This window comes from Arsukibacterium ikkense (assembly GCF_000987775.1).
Classification (GTDB): Bacteria; Pseudomonadota; Gammaproteobacteria; order Enterobacterales; family Alteromonadaceae; genus Alishewanella; species Alishewanella ikkense.
The window spans coordinates 49967-70288 of the sequence record NZ_LAHO01000014.1; the positions used below are offsets into that span (position 1 = coordinate 49967).

Consider the following 20322-nt stretch of genomic DNA (forward strand, 5'->3'; position numbering starts at 1 on the left):
TTAGTCTCCTGTCTGACACCAAAGCTGAAAGGTCGCATAACTACGCCAGGGCGCTAAGGTATCGGTATCTGTTGTGCAACTTCCTGTTCTGGCCAGGGCTTTTTGCACGCCTAAATCGCCAGCCAGCCAGATATCACTGTGGCCAAGGCCACGCATTTGCGCGTAGTTAACGGTCCAGGGGCCAATGCCTTTAATGTTAAGCCATTGTTCTGGTGTGGCATCAGGCTCAGCCAACAACAGTGTCGCTAAATGCTGCAGCGTTTGCCGACGCAGCGCCGGTACTTTAATCATCTGTAAGTCGCTTGCTAATACAGCCTGAGGCGTCGGAAACAGCCGTTTGTCTGTGCCAACGAGGGCGCCTAACGCCTGTACCAGGCGGTTTAGCTGGCTGCGGGCGCCGGCAACGCTAACCTGCTGGCCAAGTATGGCTCTAACCCCTGCCTCCCAGCTGTTCCACAGCCCCGGAATTCGCAGGCCACTTAGCAGAGCGCGGCTAAACAGCGGATGACGGCTTAGCTGCTGTTCAATTTGCAGCATATTGGCATCTAAATCCAGTAAACGGCGCAGGTGTTGCACCAGGCCTGCCAGCCCTTGCTGGCCAGGCCAATGCAGCGTTAATGTCAGGCTGCTGCTGGTTTTGGGGCATACTTCAAACCAGCCCGGCTGTTCTAAATAGTCGAAGGTTCGGCCATAACGCTGGTCCGCCACCCAATCTATACCATCCAGCGTCCGCGCTTGCCAGAAGCTAAGCATCTCATTCCAGGCCAGCGGCGGCCGGTAACTCAGCTCCAGCTCAATGCCGTTACCGTTAACCGGCTGGCGCTGGCGGCGAATAGCAGAGGGGCTGAGTTGCAATTGTTTGCCAAAGGCGTCATTAAAACGCCGGACGCTGTTAAAACCCGCCTGATAAGCAATGCTGGTAATGGACAGCTGGGTTTCATGTAATAATTTTTTGGCAAACAACACCTGGCTATGCAGTGCATATTGGGTAGGGGTGAGTCCCAGTTGCTGACGAAACAGTTTTCGCAGGTAGCGATCACTGATCCCCAGCCGCTCTGCCAGTTGTTGTTGGTTCTGCTGTTGCAATCCACCTTCGGCAATTAAACGTAATGCTCTGTACAAGGTGGTGTGAGTACCATGCCAGGCGGCTGAACCCGGAGCGCTGTCAGGCCGGCACCGCAGGCAGGGCCGGTAGCCGGCACGGCTGGCTTCTGCTGCCGAGAAAAAGTAGCTGACGTGCTGCTCAGCCGGGGCTTTGGCCGGGCAAATGGGCCGGCAGTAAATGCCGGTGCTATTAACCGCCGTAAAAAATAGGCCATCAAAGCGTGGGTCGCGGGCTAGCCTGGCTTGCTGACAAACGGTATGGCTTAACATAGGGCTGACGGGTTGGTGTTTAATGGCCTGAGTATACCAACAGTGCTGCTAAAAACTGGCCGGATCCGGCACTAAAAGGTAAATTATTGTTACTGCTGCTTTAGTCGTATTGCAGTTCGGGGCGCTGCGGCTTAGTATCAGCTAAAACAGTGTCGGCAGGATAGCAGCGGCCAGCGAGGCCGGAAAAACGCAGGAGTTGCAATGTTAGAGAGCTTTTTTATTCAATTAAGTACTGAGCCGGAAACCATTAGTTTTCAGCAAAGTATTAACATCATTGACCAGATGTACCATTTTCAGCCCTGTGCATTTAGTAACGGTTCGCTGCACAATCAGGCTGGTGAAAATATCGGGTCTTGTAAAATTCTGGCGTTTGGCTTGTTACACCAGTTATCTGAGCCGCAAACGCTGCATTTATTTGGTGACTATTACCGGGCGGTGCTAAATAACGCCAAAGGTGATGACCATGCCAATATTCGTAATTTTATGCGCAGTGGCTGGGATGGCATTAAGTTCAGCGAACAACCGCTGCGTTTAAAAGAATAAAGCACCTGCGCAGCGCAGGTGCTTTAGCCGGGGTTACTGCTGCCGGCCCTGCCTTTAAGCGGCGTCTTTGTTGTCGTTTACGGCGTTATTTTCTGCGGCATCTTTGAGCACGTTAATATTGTCGCTGTGTGGCAACTGATGCGGTGGCAGCGTGGTTGCGCCGTGCTTTAAGAAATGGTCCATCCAGCGGATTAACCGCATGCCATAATCCAGCTGGGCAGCCGCTTTCTGGTTACCATGGCCTTCACCCGGGTACAGTACTAAGCGTACCGGCACCTTGCCGTGGGTTTTCAGATAACGGTATAACTCCATCGACTGGCTTGGGTGCACCCGGGTATCGTCTTTACCGTGCATGATCAGAATAGGTGTTCTGGCCTGCTCCGCATAATAAATGGGGCTGCGCTCTAAATACCACTGCCATTTTTGCCACGGATAACTGCGGGCATGCACCAGATGCATTTCGTTGGCAATATCGGTTGTGCCAAATTTCGACAGGTTGTTACTGATACCAACAAACATCACACTGGCAGCAAAATGTTCAGTTTGCTTAGTGGCCGCCCAGGCAGAGGCATAACCGCCGTAAGAGCCGCCGGTCATTCCTACTTTGCTGGCATCGACTAAGCCTTGATCGACCAAATGTTGCTTGGCATCGACTAAATCATCAAACTCTTTACCGGCATAATCGTTCTGTCCCAGTTTGGAGAAGGCGACACCGCGGCCGGTGCTGCCCCGGTAGTTAGGGAAAAACTGCATATAGCCCTCGGCCGCCATCAACTTGACCGGGCTGGCGTAACGATCAAGCCAGCCATTTGAAATATGGGCCTCCGGGCCGCCATGCACTACCATCACCAGCGGGTATTGTTTGCCTTTTACATAATGCAGTGGATAAATCAGGATCCCCTCTAACTCCAGGCCATCACGTGCCTGATGGCGAATGGTTTGCTGTTTTGGCATGCTGATACCGGCCAGCCAGGGGTTAGAATCTGTTAACCGGTGCAGGGCGCCGCGATTATGCAGGGCATACACTTCTGTTGGGTGCTCTGGCTTATTCAACAGCACTCTGGCCTGTGGGCTGTTGGTGGCAACCTCTAACCGGGTAATGATCCCGTTGCCCGCTTTTACCAGGCTGCTGCGTTTGGCATTACGCACATTAAGCCGGCCTATTTCAGCCTCGGTGCCAACATGACCCAGATAATCCAGTTCAGTATTGCTGCGCCAGGCAAAATCCTGCACATGGCCCATATAGTTGGGCAGGAGTTCGGTGATGTTACCACTGCCAACATCTGCCAGCAGCAGCCGCCCGGCTGACGGGTCATGGATATCTTCACTACCAATCAGCGCCACTTTGCTGCCATCCGGTGAAAAGGCCGCTTTATCCAGCTTGCCGGCGGTGGCAAAGTGCTGAACGGTTTTGCCGGACAGGTCGACCAGCTGGTACTGACTGGCCATATAATCATCGTCAATCAGCGCGGTGGGTGCTGTGCGGATCAGCAAATGTTTATTGTCCGGCGCAAAACTTAGCGACAACACATTGGCGTCAATACTGATCAGTTGCGGTTTTAGTTCTGCAGCAGTTAAATCGGTCAGCCACAATTGGCTTAGCTGCAAGTCTTCTTCATATACTTCGGCTTTAAAGCCCTTTTTGCTCAACTCGGCTTTGGCTTTAGGCTCGGCGGGCTTCGCCAGAAACGCCAGTTTACGGCCGTCCTGGCTGATATCATAGCGAGCAATGGCGCTGCTATGACTTAGTACCTGAACGGCTTCACCACCATTGACCGCAATTTTATATAAACTGGCAAATTTATCTTTAGCACGCTTACTGACAAAATACAGTTGGCGATTATCGGGGCTGAATTTAAGATTACCCAGCCGGATATCGCCAGTAATAAAGGGGGTTTGCTGGCCTTGCTCGTTAACCATAAATAATTCACGATAGCTGCTGCCATCATCTTCGCGGTAGGGGTTGCGTGGCCGGTTGCGGACAAAAGCAGTATGTTTGCCATCATTACTGATGGCCAGCTCAGTAACACTCTGCACTGAGACGGTTTGTTCCAGGCTGATAGGGTTAGCCAGCAGCGCGGTGCTGCACAGTGCTAAGCCAACTAGCACTACTTTGGCTCGCAGCAATTGGCTTAACAGATTTTTAACGGAACTATGCATTACTCCTCCGGGCGTTGTTATTATATGCGGGCGGATAAATAGCCGTCTTGTCGGGCTATTAACGACTTATGTGCAGTCTATCTGAGCATATAAATGCAGAAAGTACCAGTCACGCTAAGGCAGGGTGCTGTTGCTTGCGATACACTGCGGCACGACTTAAGCTTAGCGGCTATTTTCGCCAGTCAGGCCGCTGTGCTATGTTGGCGCCATATTGTTGAAGCAAAAATATATAATAAAATAAGCAGGAGCTGTTATGCCACAATCTACGCCTGTCTTTACCAATGATGCCGTGGTGCTGGGGTTGCTGGCGCTGATTCTTGGTCTGGTGTTTTACACCAGTCATAGCAACCATCGATTATGCAAAGGTTTTTACCGGTATGTCCCGGCTTTATTGCTCTGCTATTTTATCCCCTCTTTATTGAACAGTTTTAATATTATTGATGGTGAAATGTCATCGCTTTACAAGATGGCGTCACGGTACCTGTTGCCTGCCAGCCTGATTTTGCTCACCTTAAGTGTTGATTTCAAAGCTATCTTAGGGTTGGGCCCGAAAGCACTGATTATGTTTTTCACTGGTACCCTGGGCATTATTATTGGCGGGCCACTTGCGCTGGTCAGCGTGGGGTACTTCTTTCCCGAGCAGCTGGGTGGCGATGTCTGGCGCGGTATGACAACAGTGGCCGGCAGCTGGATAGGCGGAGGTGCCAACCAGGCCGCAATGAAAGAAGTATTTGCCGTTGAAGGTAATTTGTTTTCGGTAATGATTACCGTCGATGTACTGGTCGCCAACGTTTGGTTGGCCGTGCTGCTGTTTATGGCCAGCCGGGCCGCACAAATTGATAAAGCCAATGGTGCTGACACCCGGGCTATTGGCCATTTGCAGCAGAAAATAGAGCAATATCAAGCAGAAAACTCTCGCATTCCCACTATTCAGGATATCATGCTGATTGTGGCGGTGGCGTTTGGTGTCACTGGTCTGGCCCATGCGCTGGCTGATATCATTGCCCCCTGGATTGGCCAGGTGGCACCCCACTTAGCGAATTACAGCTTAACCAGTGGTTTTTTCTGGCTGGTGGTAATTGCCACCTCGGTTGGGTTGCTGTTGTCATTAACGCCAGCCAGGAAATTAGAGGGCGTCGGAGCCTCGAAAGTGGGTACCGCTTTTTTATATATCCTGGTGGCGACCATCGGTATGCAAATGGATGTCACCGCCATTTTCAGCAATAAACTGATGTTTCTGGTGGGTATAGTCTGGATGCTGGTGCACGCCAGCTTGTTGCTGCTGGTGGCCAAAGCGATAAAAGCGCCGTTGTTTTATCTGGCGGTAGGTAGTCAGGCCAATGTCGGTGGTGCTGCGTCAGCACCGGTGGTGGCAGCGGCATTTCATCCGTCGCTGGCGCCGGTGGGGGTGTTGCTGGCGGTGCTGGGTTATGGTTTAGGCACTTATGGCGCCTATATTTGTGGGTTAATTTTGCAACAGGTCGCGCCTTAGTGGGTAGCACAAATGGCCGCCAAATTTAAAGGGAGTTGCTGGTGAAAAGCCAATTTAAAGCCGAACCCGGGCACTGGGTACTGATTGGTGCGCTGGCGCTGGCATTGTATGCCAGTTATTTATTAGTGGCACCCTATGTGGGGGCTGTCGTGCTGGCCTTTGTATTATCGCTGTTATGTTTTCCGGTTCATCAGAAAATTGCCAGCAGAATTCCTGATAAGCCAAATTTGGTTGCAGCACTTACCTGCTCATTACTGGTAGTGGTGATTCTGGTACCCGCCATTCTGGTGTTTATTGCCATAGTGCAGCAAGGCATTGTTTTTACAAAGCAAAGTTATCAATGGATAGAGCAGGGCGGCGCAGAACAACTAATGCAGCAGCCCGTCGTCGAGCAAACACTGGCTAAATTCAACACGGTGTTGCCGCTGGGTCAGATTAATGGTGAGAACATTGTCGAGCGTCTGGCTGAGTTTGCCTCGGGCTTTGGCAAAGAAATGCTGGATATCAGTACCCAAGTGCTGGCCAATATCACCGGCTTGCTGTTCGGTTTTGTACTGATGTTGTTTGTATTGTTTTTTCTGTTAAGGGATCACAGGAAAATCATTGAAAACCTGCATTGGATTATTCCCTTGTCACGCTCGCAGGAGGAAGAGTTGCTTAGCGAAGCCAGTACAGTGGCGCGCTCTGCCGTGCTGGGTTCGTTTTTAACGGCTATTGCGCAAGGGGCTGCCGGTGGTATTGCCATGGCTATTGTCGGTATGCCGGGGTTGTTCTGGGGTACTATGATGGCCTTTGCCTCTTTTATCCCTGCCATTGGCTGCGCTTTAATCTGGGTGCCAGCCAGTATTTATCTGTTGCTGACAGGTGACTGGCCCTGGGCGCTGTTTTTAACCTTGTGGGGGGTAATAGTGGTTGGCTCGATTGATAATATCTTACGCCCGATTCTGATGCAGGGTAGCTCCAGCATGAGTACTTTGCTTATATTCTTATCGTTACTTGGTGGATTACAGCTATTTGGGTTAATTGGCCTGATTTACGGGCCCATTATCTTTGCATTAACCCATGTCTTGATCAGACTATATACCATCGAGTTCAGAGACTTTCTGGAGAAACAAGACAAAAGCTGATGAGGCAAGTCGTTAAGAGCAGGCTGTCAGCTGTATTCTGTTATCGAGGTTTAAGGGTGTTAAAGACGTTAGCCGTTCCAGCTTTACTGCTGATATTGACCGCATGCGAGCCCGGCGGGCAGGCAACAGCGCCTGCGGCAAGTGTGCGGGAGTTGCCAATAGCGGCCGCCGAAGTAAAGCCCCGTGATTTATCGCGACGCTTAACCCTGTCGGCAGAGGTTAGAGCCCGGCAAACAGTCAGGCTAACTGCCCGTACCCGCGGCATGGTAGAGCAAATTCTGGTTGAAGAAGGTGATGCGGTGCAAGCTGGCCAGTTGTTGCTGGAACTGGAGCAATCTGAACAGAGGGCGGAGCTGGCACGCGCTACGGCACTGTTAAAACAAGCTGAACTCGCCTACCAGCGGCAGGCTGAATTATATCAGCGTAACCTGAGCAGTGCCGCCGAATATCAGGCACAGGCTGCTGCGTTGCGAGTGGCAGAGAGTGAGCAACAGCTCTGGCTTACCCGGGTAGCCTTTGGCCGGGTTTATGCGCCGCGCGCTGCGGTGGTTAGCCATCGGGCGGTAGAGTTGGGCGAGGCGGTGCGCGAGCAGGAACTGATGTTTGAGCTGGCCGGCATGGATGAGCTGGTCGTCAATTTTGGCGTCTCTGAACGAGATGTGGCGCAACTTGCGGTTGGTCAAGCACTGAGTTTGCAGTTGGATGCGATGCCCGCAGTGGAATGGGCTGGCCGTATTCGCCGGATTTTCCCGGCCGCAGATCTGGTAAGCCGATTTGTTACGGTGGAAGTGGCGTTGCCCACGGATGCATACAATAAAGGGGTAAAACCGGGGTTTCTGGCCCGGGTGAACCTGGTCATCGATGCCCGGCAGCAGGCGCTGGCAGTACCGGTTTCGGCGGTGTTGCTTGACGACAATCAGCACTATGTGTTGCTGGTGCAAGATAATCTGCTGGTCAGGCAAAGGGTTGAAGTTGGCGTGGAACGCGGCCAGTGGCAAGAGATTATAGCTGGCTTAGTGGCTGGTGATATTGTCATGGCTAATGCCAGCATTGATATGCAACCGGGCCAGGCGGTGCGTATTGTTGGCTGGAGGGGCTGAGTATGGCATCTGCCCGCAGCGGCATTACCGGCTGGGCCATTGGCCGGCCGGTGGGTACCCTGGCATTAAGCTCGGTGGTATTAATCATTGGCTTGTTTTTTATTCAGCGTTTAGCCGTCGACTTACTTCCTCATATTGAATACCCGCAAATCCGGGTGTCGGTGAATTACCCGGGGGTGGCACCTGAGGTGATGGAAGAACAGGTTACCCGGGTGCTGGAGCGCAACCTGGCGGCAGTTGAAAACTTAACCCATATTGACAGCCGCGCATCGGAGGGGCGTACTAACGTTAATTTACATTTTGAGTTTGGTACTAATCTGGATATCGCCCTGCAGGATACCTCGCGCTCACTGGAGCGGGCGAAAACCCAGTTGCCACTGGATATTGACCCGCCGCGTTTATATAAATTTGACCCATCTGAAGCCCCGGTATGGCAGGCAGGTTTCAGCTCGGCGGTACGCACCGAAGTGGAGGTGCGTGATTGGATTGAAAACCGCCTTACCCCGCATTTAATTGCTATTGCCGGGGTGTCGTCGGTTGAAGCTGCCGGCGGCTTAGAGCGTGAGCTGGAAATTATTGTTGATCAGCACCGGCTGGCGGCGTATCAGCTGACGCTGGATAATGTGGTGCAGATGCTGGCGCGGGAGAATCTGGATATCGCCGGCGGTTGGGTTACCTCCAGCCGGTTTGATGTGATGGCCAAAACCGAAGGGCGCTTTCGCTCGGTAGCTGAGCTGGAGCAGCTGCTGCTGCCGTTGCCTGACAGCCGACAGCAAGTGCGGCTAAGCGAAGTTGCTCAGGTCAGGGATGGTTACCGGGAGCAGCGGGTATTTTCGCGTTTAAATGGTGTGCCAGCGGTACAGGTGTCTATTTTTAAATTGCCGCAGGCCAATACCGTCGAGGTGGTGGAGCAACTGCAGCAGGTGCTGGCCAATTTGCAGCGCAGTCAATTTATTCCGGCAGACATTGAACTACAGGCCATTGATAACCCGGCCTATTTTATCCGTGGTGCTATTGCCAGTGTCAGCAGTGCGGCCTTGCTGGGCGGTGCGCTGGCAATGCTGATGGTACTACTGTTTTTAGGTAGTATCCGCAAAAGTTTTGTGATTGGTTTATCCATACCGATAGCGCTGATGGCGACCTTTGCGATGATGGGCCAGGGTGGCTTAACCATTAATATCATCAGCCTGGGTGGGCTGGCGCTGGGTATTGGTTTGCTGTTAGACAACGCCATAGTCATGCTGGAAAATATTTTCCGCCATGTTGAGCAAGACAATACCTCGCCAGAACAAGCTGCCCGCAAGGGCGCGGCCGAAGTGGCCTCTGCTATTGCTGCCGGAACCCTGACAAATTTGGCCGCTGTAGTGCCTTTTTTACTGATCAGTGGCATGGCAGCGCTGATCTTCCGTGAAATGATCCTGACGATTTCCTTCGCTATTCTGGCAACCTTGGTCGCTGCGCTAACCCTGGTACCGATGCTGGCCGCCTTGCTGGGTAAAGTTCGTTGGCAAAGTGGCCTCTATTATAGCTGGCCAGTCAGGCGTTTTAACCGGCTGATTGATGCCTTGCGCCGCGGTTATGCGGCAATAGTGCCAACCCTGTTACAGGGGCGCTGGTGGGTATTGCTAGTAGTAAGCTTGTTGTTTTACGCCAGCCTGAAGTTGTCAGAGCAACTGGGTGCTGAGTTCTTGCCGCCGGTGGATGATGGTTCAGTCAGTGTGCGGATGGTATTGCCACCTGGTACGCCGCCTCAGGAAACGGATGCTGCAGCGCGCAAAGTAGAGCAGGCTATATTGCAACTGCCATACGTGCAGTCACGTTTTATTTTAGTCGGTGGCCATCTAAGCGGTGGTGTAATTAACGAACGTCCCGGTGTGGCGAATTTCAGGTTGCAACTGGCGCCGGCCAGCGAACGGCCTGACATGACGGCTGGGCAGTGGGTTACTCAGGCACAGCGGGTTTTAAGAGCATTAGATATTCCCGGCGCCAGGATCAGCGTGCGCCCACCCAGTATTCGCGGCTTGCGTTTCGGCAGAGGCGGAGCCGATTTTTCGGTGTCTATCGTTGGGGAAGATCTGGCGTTATTGCAGCAACTGAGCGTGGATGTGGCCAATCGCTTGCAGGGTATACCAGGCCTGCAGGGTATTGAAACCGCCAGGGAAGAGCAAAGCCCGTTGCTGCAGGTGAGGGTAGACCGGGAGCGGGCGGCTGACTTTGGTCTTAGGGTATCCGATGTCGGCAGAGCGATTCGTCAGGCGGTTAATGGTGCGGTGCCTACCCGCTATATCGATGGTACCCAGGAATATGATGTGCGGGTGCGCTTACCCCGTGCGCAGGTGCAGGATGCAGAGCAGCTGGGCAACTTGCTGTTGTTTCGCCAGGATGGCCAGACCGTGCTGCTGCGCGACCTGGCTTATTTTGAGCTGAGCGAAGGGCCAGCCCATATTGAACGGGAAAACCAGAGCCGGATTATACGGCTGACCGGTGATATTAATACCGCCGAATCGGATGTGGCCACTGTGATCAGTCAGGTGGAGCAACGGTTAGCCGATTTAGCACTACCACCGCAATTCAGCCTGGTGTTAGGTGGCCAATGGCAAACCATGCAAGAGAGTCAGACAGAGCTGTATACCGTGATAGCCCTGGCTATTTTTCTGGTATTTGTGGTGCTGGCGGTGCAATACGAAAAGCTAAGTAATCCGCTGGTAATTATTTTAACCGCGCCGCTGGCACTGATTGGTGTAGTAATAGCGTTGTGGCTGACCAATAGCTTGTTGTCGGCACCGGTGCTGATTGGCGTGGTACTGCTTATTGGCATAGTGGTAAACAATGCCATTTTACTGGTGGAGTATATTGAAATTGAGCGCCGGGCAGGGGTAGCCGTTGAGGTCGCTATTGCTCATGCCGCCAGCCTGCGGTTGCGTCCCATTTTAATGACTACCCTGACCACGGTAATGGGTATGCTACCACTGGCGCTGGGCTTGGGCGAAGGCGCTGAAATTATGCGGCCGCTGGCTATCTCTGTGGTCGGAGGCCTGCTCGGTTCTACGCTGTTAACGCTACTGGTAGTGCCCGCTTTGTATTCAATTATCAGCCAGTACGCCGATAGCTTGAGTCGGCGGCTAACCGGCAAGATAAATACGATCGCTAAGTAGCAGTTCTTCAGAGGCCCGCCTGGATATGTGATATTGTTCTTTTTTATGAAACATATGGTTATTTCAAAAACGATAGCTATCTTTAGTTAAAGATTAACATAAGGATGGTTAATAGTATGCGACGTAACTCACCGGTTACCAATAATGAACGGACATTTGGCCAGGACGTAAAGTTAATTTCCACTACCGATTTAAACAGTAATATTTTGCACTGCAACGATGCTTTTATTGAGATCAGTGGCTTTAAAAAAGAAGAGCTGATTGGTCAGCCGCATAATATTGTGCGCCACCCTGATATGCCGCCACTGGCGTATCAGATAATGTGGCAACATTTAAAAGCCGGCAAGCCCTGGATGGGGCTGGTAAAAAACCGCAGTAAAAATGGTGATTACTATTGGGTTGATGCCTATATTACGCCGGTAACCGAGCATGGCAAAGTGGTCGGGTATGAATCGGTGCGCTCTTGTCCGGAGCGGGTAGACATTAAGCGTGCTGAAAAGCTGTATCAGGCAATAAATGCCGGCAAGGTTAAAAAGCAGCACTGGCAATTAACTGCACACAACTGGTTTTTGCTGGCGGGCCTTATTTTGTCTGGCTTACTGTACACTTTTACGTCGGCTAACTGGGTTATGTTGGGGCTGCTGGTTACCCTGCTGGGTTATGTGGTGATCAGCAATATGAGTCGCGGGCGGGCGTTAAACGGTGTGAAAGAGTTGTTGAGCACTGCTTTTAAACATGAACTGGCGGTGATGACATTTACCGATGATCAACCAGAGATTGGTGAGCTCAAGGTTGCTATTAAGAGCTCAAAAGCGCACCTTGGCGCAATCTTAACCCGGATTGAAGATTCGGCTATTAATGTCGCGCGCCAGGCCAAGCAGGGGCTGGCCCAAGCTGAAGCCACCTCAACAAAAATTAAGCAGCAGCAAACCGAAACCGAACAAGCTGCCACTGCCATGCATCAGATGACCGCCACTATTGCTGATGTGTCATCTCATGTGCAGGAAACTGCCGAGCGGGCAGAGCAATCAAACGAGCTGGCAGGGCGTAGCCGGCAAACCGCTGCCACCACCCGTAAATCGATTGAAACGCTGCGCGATACAGTCAGTAATATCAGCCATTCGGTTACCGAAGTGGCCGAACAAACCCAGAAAATTGCCAAAGTCGCGCAAATTATTGCCCAGATTGCCGAGCAAACCAACCTGCTGGCGCTAAATGCCGCTATTGAAGCGGCACGTGCTGGCGAGCAAGGCCGCGGTTTTGCGGTGGTGGCTGATGAGGTACGCAATCTGGCCAGCCGCACGCAGGATTCCACCAAGGAGATTCATGGCATTATTACCGAGCTGACGGCCCGAGCCAATACCGCGGTAGAGGTGGCGCAACAAGGTCGGGATGGCGCTGAGGCCGGGCTGCAACAGGTCAAGGATACTGAGCAAATGCTTAATGGCATTTCAGATGCAGTGGGCGCTATTGCGGCCATGTCTATCCAAATGGCCGCTGCGGTGGAAGAGCAGGCGCATGTCGCTGAAGATGTGAACCGTCAGGTAGAGAATATTTCATCATTGGCACATAGCAGCCTGGCAGAAGCCGACAGTTCAGCCAGCACCACCCGTAAGTTGCAGGAAATTGCTGGTGAACTGCATGAGCTGGTGGTGCGGTTTAAGCGCTAGCGCTTAAAGTTAATTCAGCCGAGTGTGGCTTAGGTTTATCTAAGCCACTTTAAACTGACTGGCCAGTTGCTGTAGCTCGGTGCCCAGCCTGCTTAAATCGTTACTGGCAGCCGCGGTTTCTTCACTGGCGGTGGCTGATTGCTCGGCTACATCCCGAATACTGAAAATACTGCGGTTAATCTCTTCGGCCACGGTACTTTGCTCCAGCGCTGCGGCAGCAATTTGCTGGTTCATTTGCTGAATGCTGGTTACTGCAGTATTGATGGCCTGAATAGCATCGCCGGCATCATCAGCACTTTCCAGGGTATTATCGGCCAGACCTGAACTTTTATGCATATTACTGACTGAGGCTTCGGCTTTTTGCTGCAGGTTAGTGATGAGCTGTTCAATCTGACCGGTAGACTCCTGAGTACGAAACGCCAGCGCCCGCACTTCTTCAGCCACCACCGAGAAACCGCGGCCCGCTTCACCCGCCCGGGCAGCTTCAATAGCGGCATTTAGCGCCAGCAGGTTGGTTTGATCAGCAATGCTTTTAATCACATCTAACACCGAGCCAATATTGTTAGTTTGCTCTTTCAGCTCGCCAATAGCCGCTGCTGACGTGCTGACTTCATGGGCCAGCGCCTTAATCTGACCAATGGTTTTCTGCACGATTTGCTGCCCCAGCGTTGCCTGTCCTGACGATTCTGTTGCCGCAGTTGAGGCATCTTCGGCACTTCTGGCTACTTCCTGTACCGTCGCAGCCATTTCATTCATCGCGGTGGCCACTTGTTCGGTTTCTTGTTTTTGCTGATTGACGCCGGCGGCATTTTGCTCGGATATCGCCGCCATTTCTTCGGTTGCGGTTGCCAGTTGGGCAATACCCGCAGTCAGGTTGTTGATCAATGCCCGTAAGCTGATACTCATTTTTTGCATCGCCTGCATTAACTGGCCCGGTTCATCATGGCGATCGGTTGGTAAGTCTTCAGTAATATCACCCGCGGCAATTTTCTCTGCCACTTGTACTACCTGCTGCAGTGGGGTTACCACCATCTGAGTAATAATAATTGCTGCAGTAATGCCAAGTAATACTGCAATGATGGCCGCAATAATAATCAGCCTCTCCAGGTGATTACTTTCCTGTTCCATAATTACTAACTGATTTTCCACGGAACGGCTGCCTGCATCGTCGGCAGCTCTGGCTACGGCGACTATCTGCTGTTCTATTGCTTGCAGTTCGGTTTGGGCGGTTTGCAGGTCCAAACTTGCCAGTTGGCTGAGTAATTGTTGGTACAGGGTAATGTTATCGAGCATTTGCTGCATCAAATGCATACTTTCCGGGTGAGTGAACATACTCAGGCTATGCTCTCCCAAACGTTTCGCCCGAGAGCTCAGTTCGGTTGCTTGCAGGATATACTGGCGATCGTTGCGCAATAAAAAATTTTTTTCTTGTTGCCGTGCTTCACTGATTAACAGATTGGTTTCGCGTACATCGTTAACCACACTAAAACGGCTAGTCATGCTGTTAAGGGCGTTGTAACTCATTACAGAGCTGATAATTAAAATGATTAATACCAAGGCAAAGCCGGTAAATAATTTCGCCCGGACACTAAGGTTTTGGGTAAAGGTAGAAATAGCAGACATGATGTAGGCCTCTCGTTATTAGGGTTTGGTAGTTGCAGAGCATGCTCCTCTGAATCAATCAGTAGCAGATCACTAATTAAACTTGTGGTTTAAGCTTAAGTGCTAAGGTGGTTAATGCAAGTTTTTAGCGGTGAAGTGGTTTTAAGCAGCGCGGCAGAAGAAAGGCCAGCAAACGCTGGCCTTGGTTTAGACGGAACACAGAATGCAGCTACACGCTGATATTAATATTCTGCCCGATATTGCCTACTGGTGAGGCGGCAGAGGTTTGCTCGACCGTTTGCATGGCACTTTGTACTAACATTGTAGTCATCTGTGCTTGCTGGTTTTGCTGCTTCTTTGCCATAACGGCGCCCAGTATTTCAAAGCTCTGTGCAGTTGCCAGAGCACCAACGGATTGACTCATAGTACCTCCTATTAACAATACGTCAGCACGTTATCGGCCGCAGTTTGCAAAACTTTAGGTATTTTTTTGCCGCTGTTATTTTTAAATCGTAGAAAAATGAATGCCGCCCGTTGCAGCGGGCGGCATTCCAACTTAGCGCGGAGTGACTCATTTCTCCAAAGCGTTAAGAAGCCTGTATCAGCGCAGTTTGTTGCGCTTTAATCTGGGAGTGCGATAACACCGGGGTTAGCTCTGTGCCAGGCGCTGGCGCGGGTTTAAATGAACGCACCGGCCGGGTAGGACCTTTTTTAACCAAGCCTTTGTACATTGGCTCAGCTTTTACTGTTGGTTTGCCCAGGCGCTGGGCCAGCGCTTGCTGTAAATCTGCGGCGGTGTAGCCCGCCTTAATTTTAATTCGTAAGTAAGGCACGCCAGCGGCTTCCAACGCACCACTGACAAACCAGTCTGGTGCAGCTTTGTGGCCGTCTTTGTTGCTGTTGTTCACTAAATCCAGCACCGCAATAACCCGCAGATCATCTGCTGAGCACAGCACAAAATCCAGATACTTGGCATTTAATTTTACCAGGGTACTGCGGCGGGCTTTTTCATTAGCATTTTCTTTTACTTCGATAAGATCGGCAAGTTTAATCCGGTTTAAAATTTTATATTCACCGGCCACCGCTTTCTCCAGTAAGTTTTGAAACGAACGTTCAACCGGACTAAATAAGCTGCTGCGTCTTTGCACCTGAAACGGATTGCTGTTATCGATAAAGCGACTGGCTACCATAGCTACCAGCACCACCAGTGCTACCAGCAACACCATAATAAATTCCATGCCCACCTCCGACGATAATTTGACATACGCAGTTATACTTAAATCTTAAAGCACAAGTCGTGCCAGAAATTTGAAGTGTTTAGCTATCTGGCTATTGTTTTTGGTGATGCTAAGCATTTTAGCCATTAATGGCATTTATAGTTGGAAAGGGCTTATAGTTAGGTAACGAAAAGCAACAGCAATAAAGGGTCTGGATATGTCTGACACTACTACCCGGGCGGGTTTAACCATAACCGGCCAGCTTAACAGCGACTATGAGCAAATTTTAACGGCCGATGCCTGCGCTTTTGTTACTGAACTGGTACGCGAATTCCGGCCACGTTTAACGGCGCTGCTGGCCAACAGGATTAGCCGCCAGCAGCAGTTCGATAACGGCGCGTTACCGGATTTTTTGCCAGAAACAGCAGCTATCCGAGGCTCTGACTGGCAGGTTGCGGCTATTCCTGCAGACTTGCAGGATAGAAGAGTAGAAATTACCGGCCCGGTTGATCGGAAAATGATTATTAATGCCCTAAATGCTGATGTAAAAGTGTTTATGGCCGACTTCGAAGACTCGCAGGCACCCAGCTGGGCCGGAGTGATGGAAGGGCAGATTAACTTACGCGATGCTAACCTGGGTACTATCAGCTATACCGATCCGCAAAGTGGCAAGCACTATGCGTTAAAGGACAAGCCGGCGTTACTGATCGCCCGGGTGCGTGGTTTGCACTTGTGGGAAAAGCATTTATTGGTCGATGGCGCTCAGGTACCGGGCTCTCTGGTCGATTTTGCGCTGTATTTTTACCACAACTGGCAAACCCGCTTAAACAATGGCTCTGGTGTCTATTATTACCTGCCAAAACTGCAAAGCCACACCGAAGCCAAATGGTGGGATGAGGTATTCAGCTTTACCGAGCAGAAATTTAAGGTAGCAGCAGGCACTATCCGCGCCACGGTGCTGATTGAAACCCTGCCGGCCGTGTTTGAAATGGATGAAATTCTGTATAGCTTAAAAGATCATATAGTGGCGCTGAATTGCGGCCGTTGGGATTATATTTTCAGCTATATCAAAACCTTAAATAACCACGCAGATCGGGTGTTGCCAGACCGGCAGGTAGTCACCATGACCAAGCCGTTTTTAAATGCTTATTCGCGCTTACTGATTAAAACCTGTCATAAGCGCGGCGCGCTGGCGATGGGCGGCATGGCGGCCTTTATTCCGGCCAAAGATGCCGCGGAGAATGCAAAAATACTGGCGCGGGTTACTGCAGATAAAGAGCTGGAAGCCAGCAATGGCCATGATGGCACCTGGGTAGCCCACCCCGGCCTGGCTGCCACTGCCAATGGTGTGTTTGCCAAGTATTTAGCCGGTGACAAGGTTAATCAGCTGGATGTTAGCCGCGAGCAAGACGCGGAGATAACCGCGGCTGAGCTGTTAGCCCCTTGTGAGGGCGAGCGCACTGAAGACGGTATGCGAACTAATATAAGAGTGGCGCTGCAATATATTGCCGCCTGGATCAGCGGTAAAGGCTGTGTGCCTATCTACGGCTTAATGGAAGATGCGGCCACGGCAGAAATTTCACGCACGTCGATTTGGCAGTGGATTAAGCATGGAAAAAGTTTAAGCAACGGTAAGTTAATTACCAAGGCCCTGTTTGCCGACTTTTTAGAGGAAGAGGCAAAAGTAGTGTTGCAGGAAGTAGGGGCGGAAACCTGGCAAAGTCAAAACTTTGACCGGGCCAAGCAACTGCTGCTGGACATTACTACAGCTGATGAACTGGTCGAGTTTTTAACTTTGCCGGCATATCAGCTGCTTGATTAACCTGAGTAAACCAAATCAAAGGCGCTGCCATTGCTGACAGCGCCTTTTTTGTTTTCGTTAAACCGATACTAGAAAGAGAACGGCTGGAACCCCGTTTTGGTCGACACAGAGTGTCTGAGTGAGTGCGCAAGCGCGAGCGAGTTGCTGTGGCGAGCCAAGGCGGGTGTTGCAGTTGTTCTCTCTCTCTGCATGCCGGATACAACACTCTTCCTCACTCGCCGGGGCAACTCGCCCGTTGCCTGCGGCAGGGGCTCAGACACTCCCCGGCTCCTTCAAAAGAGGTTCTATCCTCTATTCTTTAAGCCAGTTAGTTTAACTCATCTGCTGTTTCAACAATCAGCCGTCTGAACCAGATATGGCTGGCATCCTGGTGTAGTAGCGGGCTCCAGATCATTTTCAGTTCAATCGACGGAATCGCAAAGGGCGGGTCCATAATGGCCATGGTCGGGTCGTTTTCATACAGCTTAGCGGCGCGGCTGGGCAGGGTGGCAATTAAATCTATGCCTACCGCTAGGTGCATCGCCACATGGTAGTTGCGGGTAAATACCGAGATATTGCGCTGCTTGCCGAGCTTAGCTAAGGCTTCGTCGACCCAGCCGAGTTTTTGCACATCTTTCGGATCCATGCCGACACCGACGCCAAAGCCGGTTTTACTGACCCAGATATGCTGCGCTTTTAAATAACTGTCTAAATTAAAGTGTTTAACGACCGGGTTACTGGCGTTAATCAGGCAGGAAAAACTGTCGCGCCACACCGTTTTCTGGTGAAACGACTGCGGCAGCTGATCAAAACGGTTAATGGCCATATCTACCTTGCCGTTTTCGACATCATGAAAAGTGACATCAGACGGCGTCATAATATCCAGGCTGGTCAGGGGGGCTTGCACACGCATCTTCTTTAATAATGCAGGTATCAGCGTTGAAGCGGCGTAATCGCTGGCCATAATGCGAAATACCCGCTGGCTGTTAAGGGGGTCAAAATCTTTATTTGGTTGCAGCGTTTCCTCCAGCGTTAACAGCACGCCACGTACTATCGGCGCCAGCTCACGGGCGCGCTCGGTCGGTACCATACCATCCGAGGTACGCACTAAAATCGGGTCATTTAATAAATCGCGCAGCCGTTTTAAGCCATTGCTCATCGCCGGCTGAGTTATGCTGAGCTGGTTAGCTGCCCGGGTGACGTTTTTTTCGCGCAGCAACACATCCAGATAAACCAGCAGGTTTAAATCCATCTTATTAATATTCATCTGTAAAATGCCTCTGGCGTTAACTATCACTGGTTTGAATCATAACATCGGCCAGCCCAGGGTCGTCAATAGCCAAGTTGCATTCACTGAAGAAATGATGGGCATCATTAAAATCAGCTATATGAATTGTGGTTTTGTTATCTATAGTGAATACCAACAACACGCACAACAGTTTTAGCAAGAGGAAACGGCCATGACAGCTTATCAAGATGATATCAAACACTTCGACCAGGTATGTAAAGACGCCGGTTCAGCCTGGGCTGCTATTAGCCCGGAATATGCGGCGCGGATGAAACTGCAAAATCGCTTTAAAACCGGGCTGGATATTGCCCAGTACACCGCCGACATTATGCGGGCTGACATGGCGGCTTATGATGCTGACAGCAGTCAGTACACCCAATCGCTGGGTTGCTGGCATGGTTTTATCGGCCAGCAAAAACTGATCGCTATTAAGAAACATTTCGGCACTACCAAGAAAAAATACCTGTATTTGTCGGGTTGGATGATTGCCGCCCTGCGCTCTGAGTTCGGGCCGCTGCCTGATCAGTCAATGCATGAGAAAACCTCAGTGCCAGCTTTAATAGAGGAGCTGTACACCTTTTTACGTCAGGCCGATGCCCGCGAACTGGGTGGCTTGTTCAGTCAGTTAGATGACGCCACCGATGCTGCGAAAAAAGCTGAAATTCAGGCGAAAATCGATAACTTTGACACCCACGTGGTGCCGATTATTGCTGATATTGACGCGGGTTTTGGTAATGCCGAAGCCACATACCTGCTGGCCAAGAAGATGATTGAAGCCGGTGCCTGTGCTATTCAGATTGAAAACCAGGTGTCGGATGAAAAACAATGTGGTCACCAGGATGGCAAGGTTACCGTGCCGCATGCTGATTTTCTGGCAAAAATTAACGCCGTGCGTTACGCCTTTTTAGAACTGGGCATCGATAACGGTATTATTGTGGCGCGCACCGACTCACTGGGTGCTGGCTTAACCAAGCAAATCGCGGTAACTAATGAGCCGGGTGATTTAGGTGATTTGTATAACAGTTTCCTGGATGGTGATGTCATCAGTGGCGCCGACGATATTGCCAATGGCGATGTGGTAGTGAAAGCCAATGGCAAGCTGTTAAAACCGAAACGCTTAGCCAGTGGCTTGTTCCAGTTTAAAGCCGGCAGTGGTGTGGATCGGGTGGTACTGGATTGTATTACCTCACTGCAAAACGGTGCTGACTTATTGTGGATTGAAACCGAAAAACCGCACGTTGGCCAGATTGCGGAGATGGTTAACCGTATTCGCGAAGTGGTGCCCAATGCTAAGCTGGTGTACAACAACAGCCCGTCCTTTAACTGGACGCTGAATTTCCGTCAGCAGGTATTCGATGCCTGGCAGCAGGCCGGTAAAGATGTTAGCAGTTTCGACCGTGCTGCGCTGATGAGTGCAGATTACGACAGCACCGAGCTGGCGCAGGAAGCGGATGAACGCATTCGTACCTTCCAGGCAGATGCCGCAAGGGATGCCGGTATTTTCCACCACCTGATCACCTTGCCAACTTACCATACGGCCGCGCTGTCAACCGACAATCTGGCAAAAGAGTACTTTGGTGAGGCGGGTATGCTGGGCTATGTGGCCGGAGTGCAACGGAAAGAAATCCGTCAGGGTATTGCCTGTGTTAAACACCAGAATATGTCAGGCTCTGACATTGGTGATGATCACAAAGAGTACTTCTCTGGTGAGGCGGCATTAAAAGCCGGTGGTAAGCACAATACTATGAATCAGTTTTAAGACTTAACCTAAGGTTATGTTTTGCTACGTGGTC

Annotated in this window: 14 protein-coding genes; 8 read left to right on the forward strand and 6 right to left on the reverse strand. The window is 51.1% G+C overall.

What is annotated here, in order from left to right:
* Positions 1–1374 carry an AlkA N-terminal domain-containing protein gene (locus tag WG68_RS14150; protein ID WP_052749117.1) on the reverse strand — a complete coding sequence of 458 codons (1374 nt, stop codon included), beginning with the start codon at positions 1372–1374 and terminating at the stop codon, positions 1–3.
* Positions 1375–1575: 201 nt separating this feature from the next.
* On the opposite strand from WG68_RS14150, the gene WG68_RS14155 reads away from it, so the two are divergent.
* A complete protein-coding gene (locus WG68_RS14155; RefSeq protein WP_046558361.1) occupies positions 1576–1917 on the forward strand; it encodes a HopJ type III effector protein in 342 nt (113 codons plus the stop codon).
* A gap of 54 nt (positions 1918–1971) precedes the next feature.
* Here WG68_RS14155 and WG68_RS14160 read toward each other — a convergent pair whose 3' ends face one another.
* Positions 1972–4077 (reverse strand): S9 family peptidase, encoded by a 2106-nt coding sequence (locus tag WG68_RS14160; protein WP_200897603.1) that lies wholly within the window; start codon positions 4075–4077, stop codon positions 1972–1974.
* 253 nt (positions 4078–4330) lie between these two features.
* On the opposite strand from WG68_RS14160, the gene WG68_RS14165 reads away from it, so the two are divergent.
* The 5 genes from WG68_RS14165 to WG68_RS14185 all read left to right on the forward strand — a co-directional run bounded on the left by WG68_RS14165 (position 4331) and on the right by WG68_RS14185 (position 12621).
* On the forward strand, positions 4331–5569 hold the full coding sequence (locus tag WG68_RS14165; RefSeq protein ID WP_046558362.1) for a DUF819 family protein: 1239 nt from the start codon (positions 4331–4333) through the stop codon (positions 5567–5569).
* 41 nt (positions 5570–5610) lie between these two features.
* Positions 5611–6696 (forward strand): AI-2E family transporter, encoded by a 1086-nt coding sequence (locus WG68_RS14170; protein WP_046558363.1) that lies wholly within the window; start codon positions 5611–5613, stop codon positions 6694–6696.
* A 56-nt stretch (positions 6697–6752) separates the two neighbouring features.
* Complete coding sequence (locus WG68_RS14175; protein WP_052749118.1) at positions 6753–7796, forward strand: efflux RND transporter periplasmic adaptor subunit; 1044 nt, start codon at positions 6753–6755, stop codon at positions 7794–7796.
* Between the two features lie 2 nt (positions 7797–7798).
* Complete coding sequence (locus WG68_RS14180) at positions 7799–10951, forward strand: efflux RND transporter permease subunit (RefSeq protein WP_046558364.1); 3153 nt, start codon at positions 7799–7801, stop codon at positions 10949–10951.
* Between the two features lie 116 nt (positions 10952–11067).
* On the forward strand, positions 11068–12621 hold the full coding sequence (locus WG68_RS14185; RefSeq protein WP_046558365.1) for a methyl-accepting chemotaxis protein: 1554 nt from the start codon (positions 11068–11070) through the stop codon (positions 12619–12621).
* Between the two features lie 39 nt (positions 12622–12660).
* Here WG68_RS14185 and WG68_RS14190 read toward each other — a convergent pair whose 3' ends face one another.
* The 3 genes from WG68_RS14190 to WG68_RS14200 all read right to left on the reverse strand — a co-directional run bounded on the left by WG68_RS14190 (position 12661) and on the right by WG68_RS14200 (position 15461).
* The gene (locus WG68_RS14190) at positions 12661–14244 is read right to left on the reverse strand and encodes a methyl-accepting chemotaxis protein (protein ID WP_046558366.1); all 1584 of its coding nucleotides are present in this window, start codon (positions 14242–14244) and stop codon (positions 12661–12663) included.
* A 208-nt stretch (positions 14245–14452) separates the two neighbouring features.
* The gene (locus WG68_RS14195) at positions 14453–14647 is read right to left on the reverse strand and encodes a hypothetical protein (protein ID WP_046558367.1); all 195 of its coding nucleotides are present in this window, start codon (positions 14645–14647) and stop codon (positions 14453–14455) included.
* 163 nt (positions 14648–14810) lie between these two features.
* On the reverse strand, positions 14811–15461 hold the full coding sequence (locus WG68_RS14200; RefSeq protein WP_046558368.1) for a DUF2726 domain-containing protein: 651 nt from the start codon (positions 15459–15461) through the stop codon (positions 14811–14813).
* 196 nt (positions 15462–15657) lie between these two features.
* Between WG68_RS14200 and aceB the strand changes: the two genes are divergently transcribed.
* Complete coding sequence (gene aceB, locus WG68_RS14205; RefSeq protein WP_046558369.1) at positions 15658–17262, forward strand: malate synthase A; 1605 nt, start codon at positions 15658–15660, stop codon at positions 17260–17262.
* A gap of 307 nt (positions 17263–17569) precedes the next feature.
* On the opposite strand, the gene WG68_RS14210 is transcribed toward aceB, so the two are convergent.
* Entirely contained in the window at positions 17570–18508 is a 939-nt protein-coding gene (locus tag WG68_RS14210) for a LysR family transcriptional regulator (RefSeq protein WP_046558370.1), read from the reverse strand.
* A 193-nt stretch (positions 18509–18701) separates the two neighbouring features.
* On the opposite strand from WG68_RS14210, the gene WG68_RS14215 reads away from it, so the two are divergent.
* Positions 18702–20288: an isocitrate lyase gene (locus tag WG68_RS14215; protein WP_046558371.1), complete on the forward strand. Its 1587-nt coding sequence runs from the start codon at positions 18702–18704 to the stop codon at positions 20286–20288.
* Positions 20289–20322 lie beyond the last annotated feature (34 nt).

Excerpts from the sequence above, each read along its gene's own strand:
- WG68_RS14150 (WP_052749117.1), bottom strand. The coding sequence starts at position 1,374 with ATGTTAAGCCATACCGTTTGTCAGCAAGCCAGGCTAGCCCGCGACCCA.
- WG68_RS14155 (WP_046558361.1), top strand. The coding sequence starts at position 1,576 with ATGTTAGAGAGCTTTTTTATTCAATTAAGTACTGAGCCGGAAACCATT.
- WG68_RS14160 (WP_200897603.1), bottom strand. The coding sequence starts at position 4,077 with ATGCATAGTTCCGTTAAAAATCTGTTAAGCCAATTGCTGCGAGCCAAA.
- WG68_RS14165 (WP_046558362.1), top strand. The coding sequence starts at position 4,331 with ATGCCACAATCTACGCCTGTCTTTACCAATGATGCCGTGGTGCTGGGG.
- WG68_RS14180 (WP_046558364.1), top strand. The coding sequence starts at position 7,799 with ATGGCATCTGCCCGCAGCGGCATTACCGGCTGGGCCATTGGCCGGCCG.
- WG68_RS14185 (WP_046558365.1), top strand. The coding sequence starts at position 11,068 with ATGCGACGTAACTCACCGGTTACCAATAATGAACGGACATTTGGCCAG.
- WG68_RS14190 (WP_046558366.1), bottom strand. The coding sequence starts at position 14,244 with ATGTCTGCTATTTCTACCTTTACCCAAAACCTTAGTGTCCGGGCGAAA.
- WG68_RS14195 (WP_046558367.1), bottom strand. The coding sequence starts at position 14,647 with ATGAGTCAATCCGTTGGTGCTCTGGCAACTGCACAGAGCTTTGAAATA.
- WG68_RS14200 (WP_046558368.1), bottom strand. The coding sequence starts at position 15,461 with ATGGAATTTATTATGGTGTTGCTGGTAGCACTGGTGGTGCTGGTAGCT.
- aceB (WP_046558369.1), top strand. The coding sequence starts at position 15,658 with ATGTCTGACACTACTACCCGGGCGGGTTTAACCATAACCGGCCAGCTT.
- WG68_RS14210 (WP_046558370.1), bottom strand. The coding sequence starts at position 18,508 with ATGAATATTAATAAGATGGATTTAAACCTGCTGGTTTATCTGGATGTG.
- WG68_RS14215 (WP_046558371.1), top strand. The coding sequence starts at position 18,702 with ATGACAGCTTATCAAGATGATATCAAACACTTCGACCAGGTATGTAAA.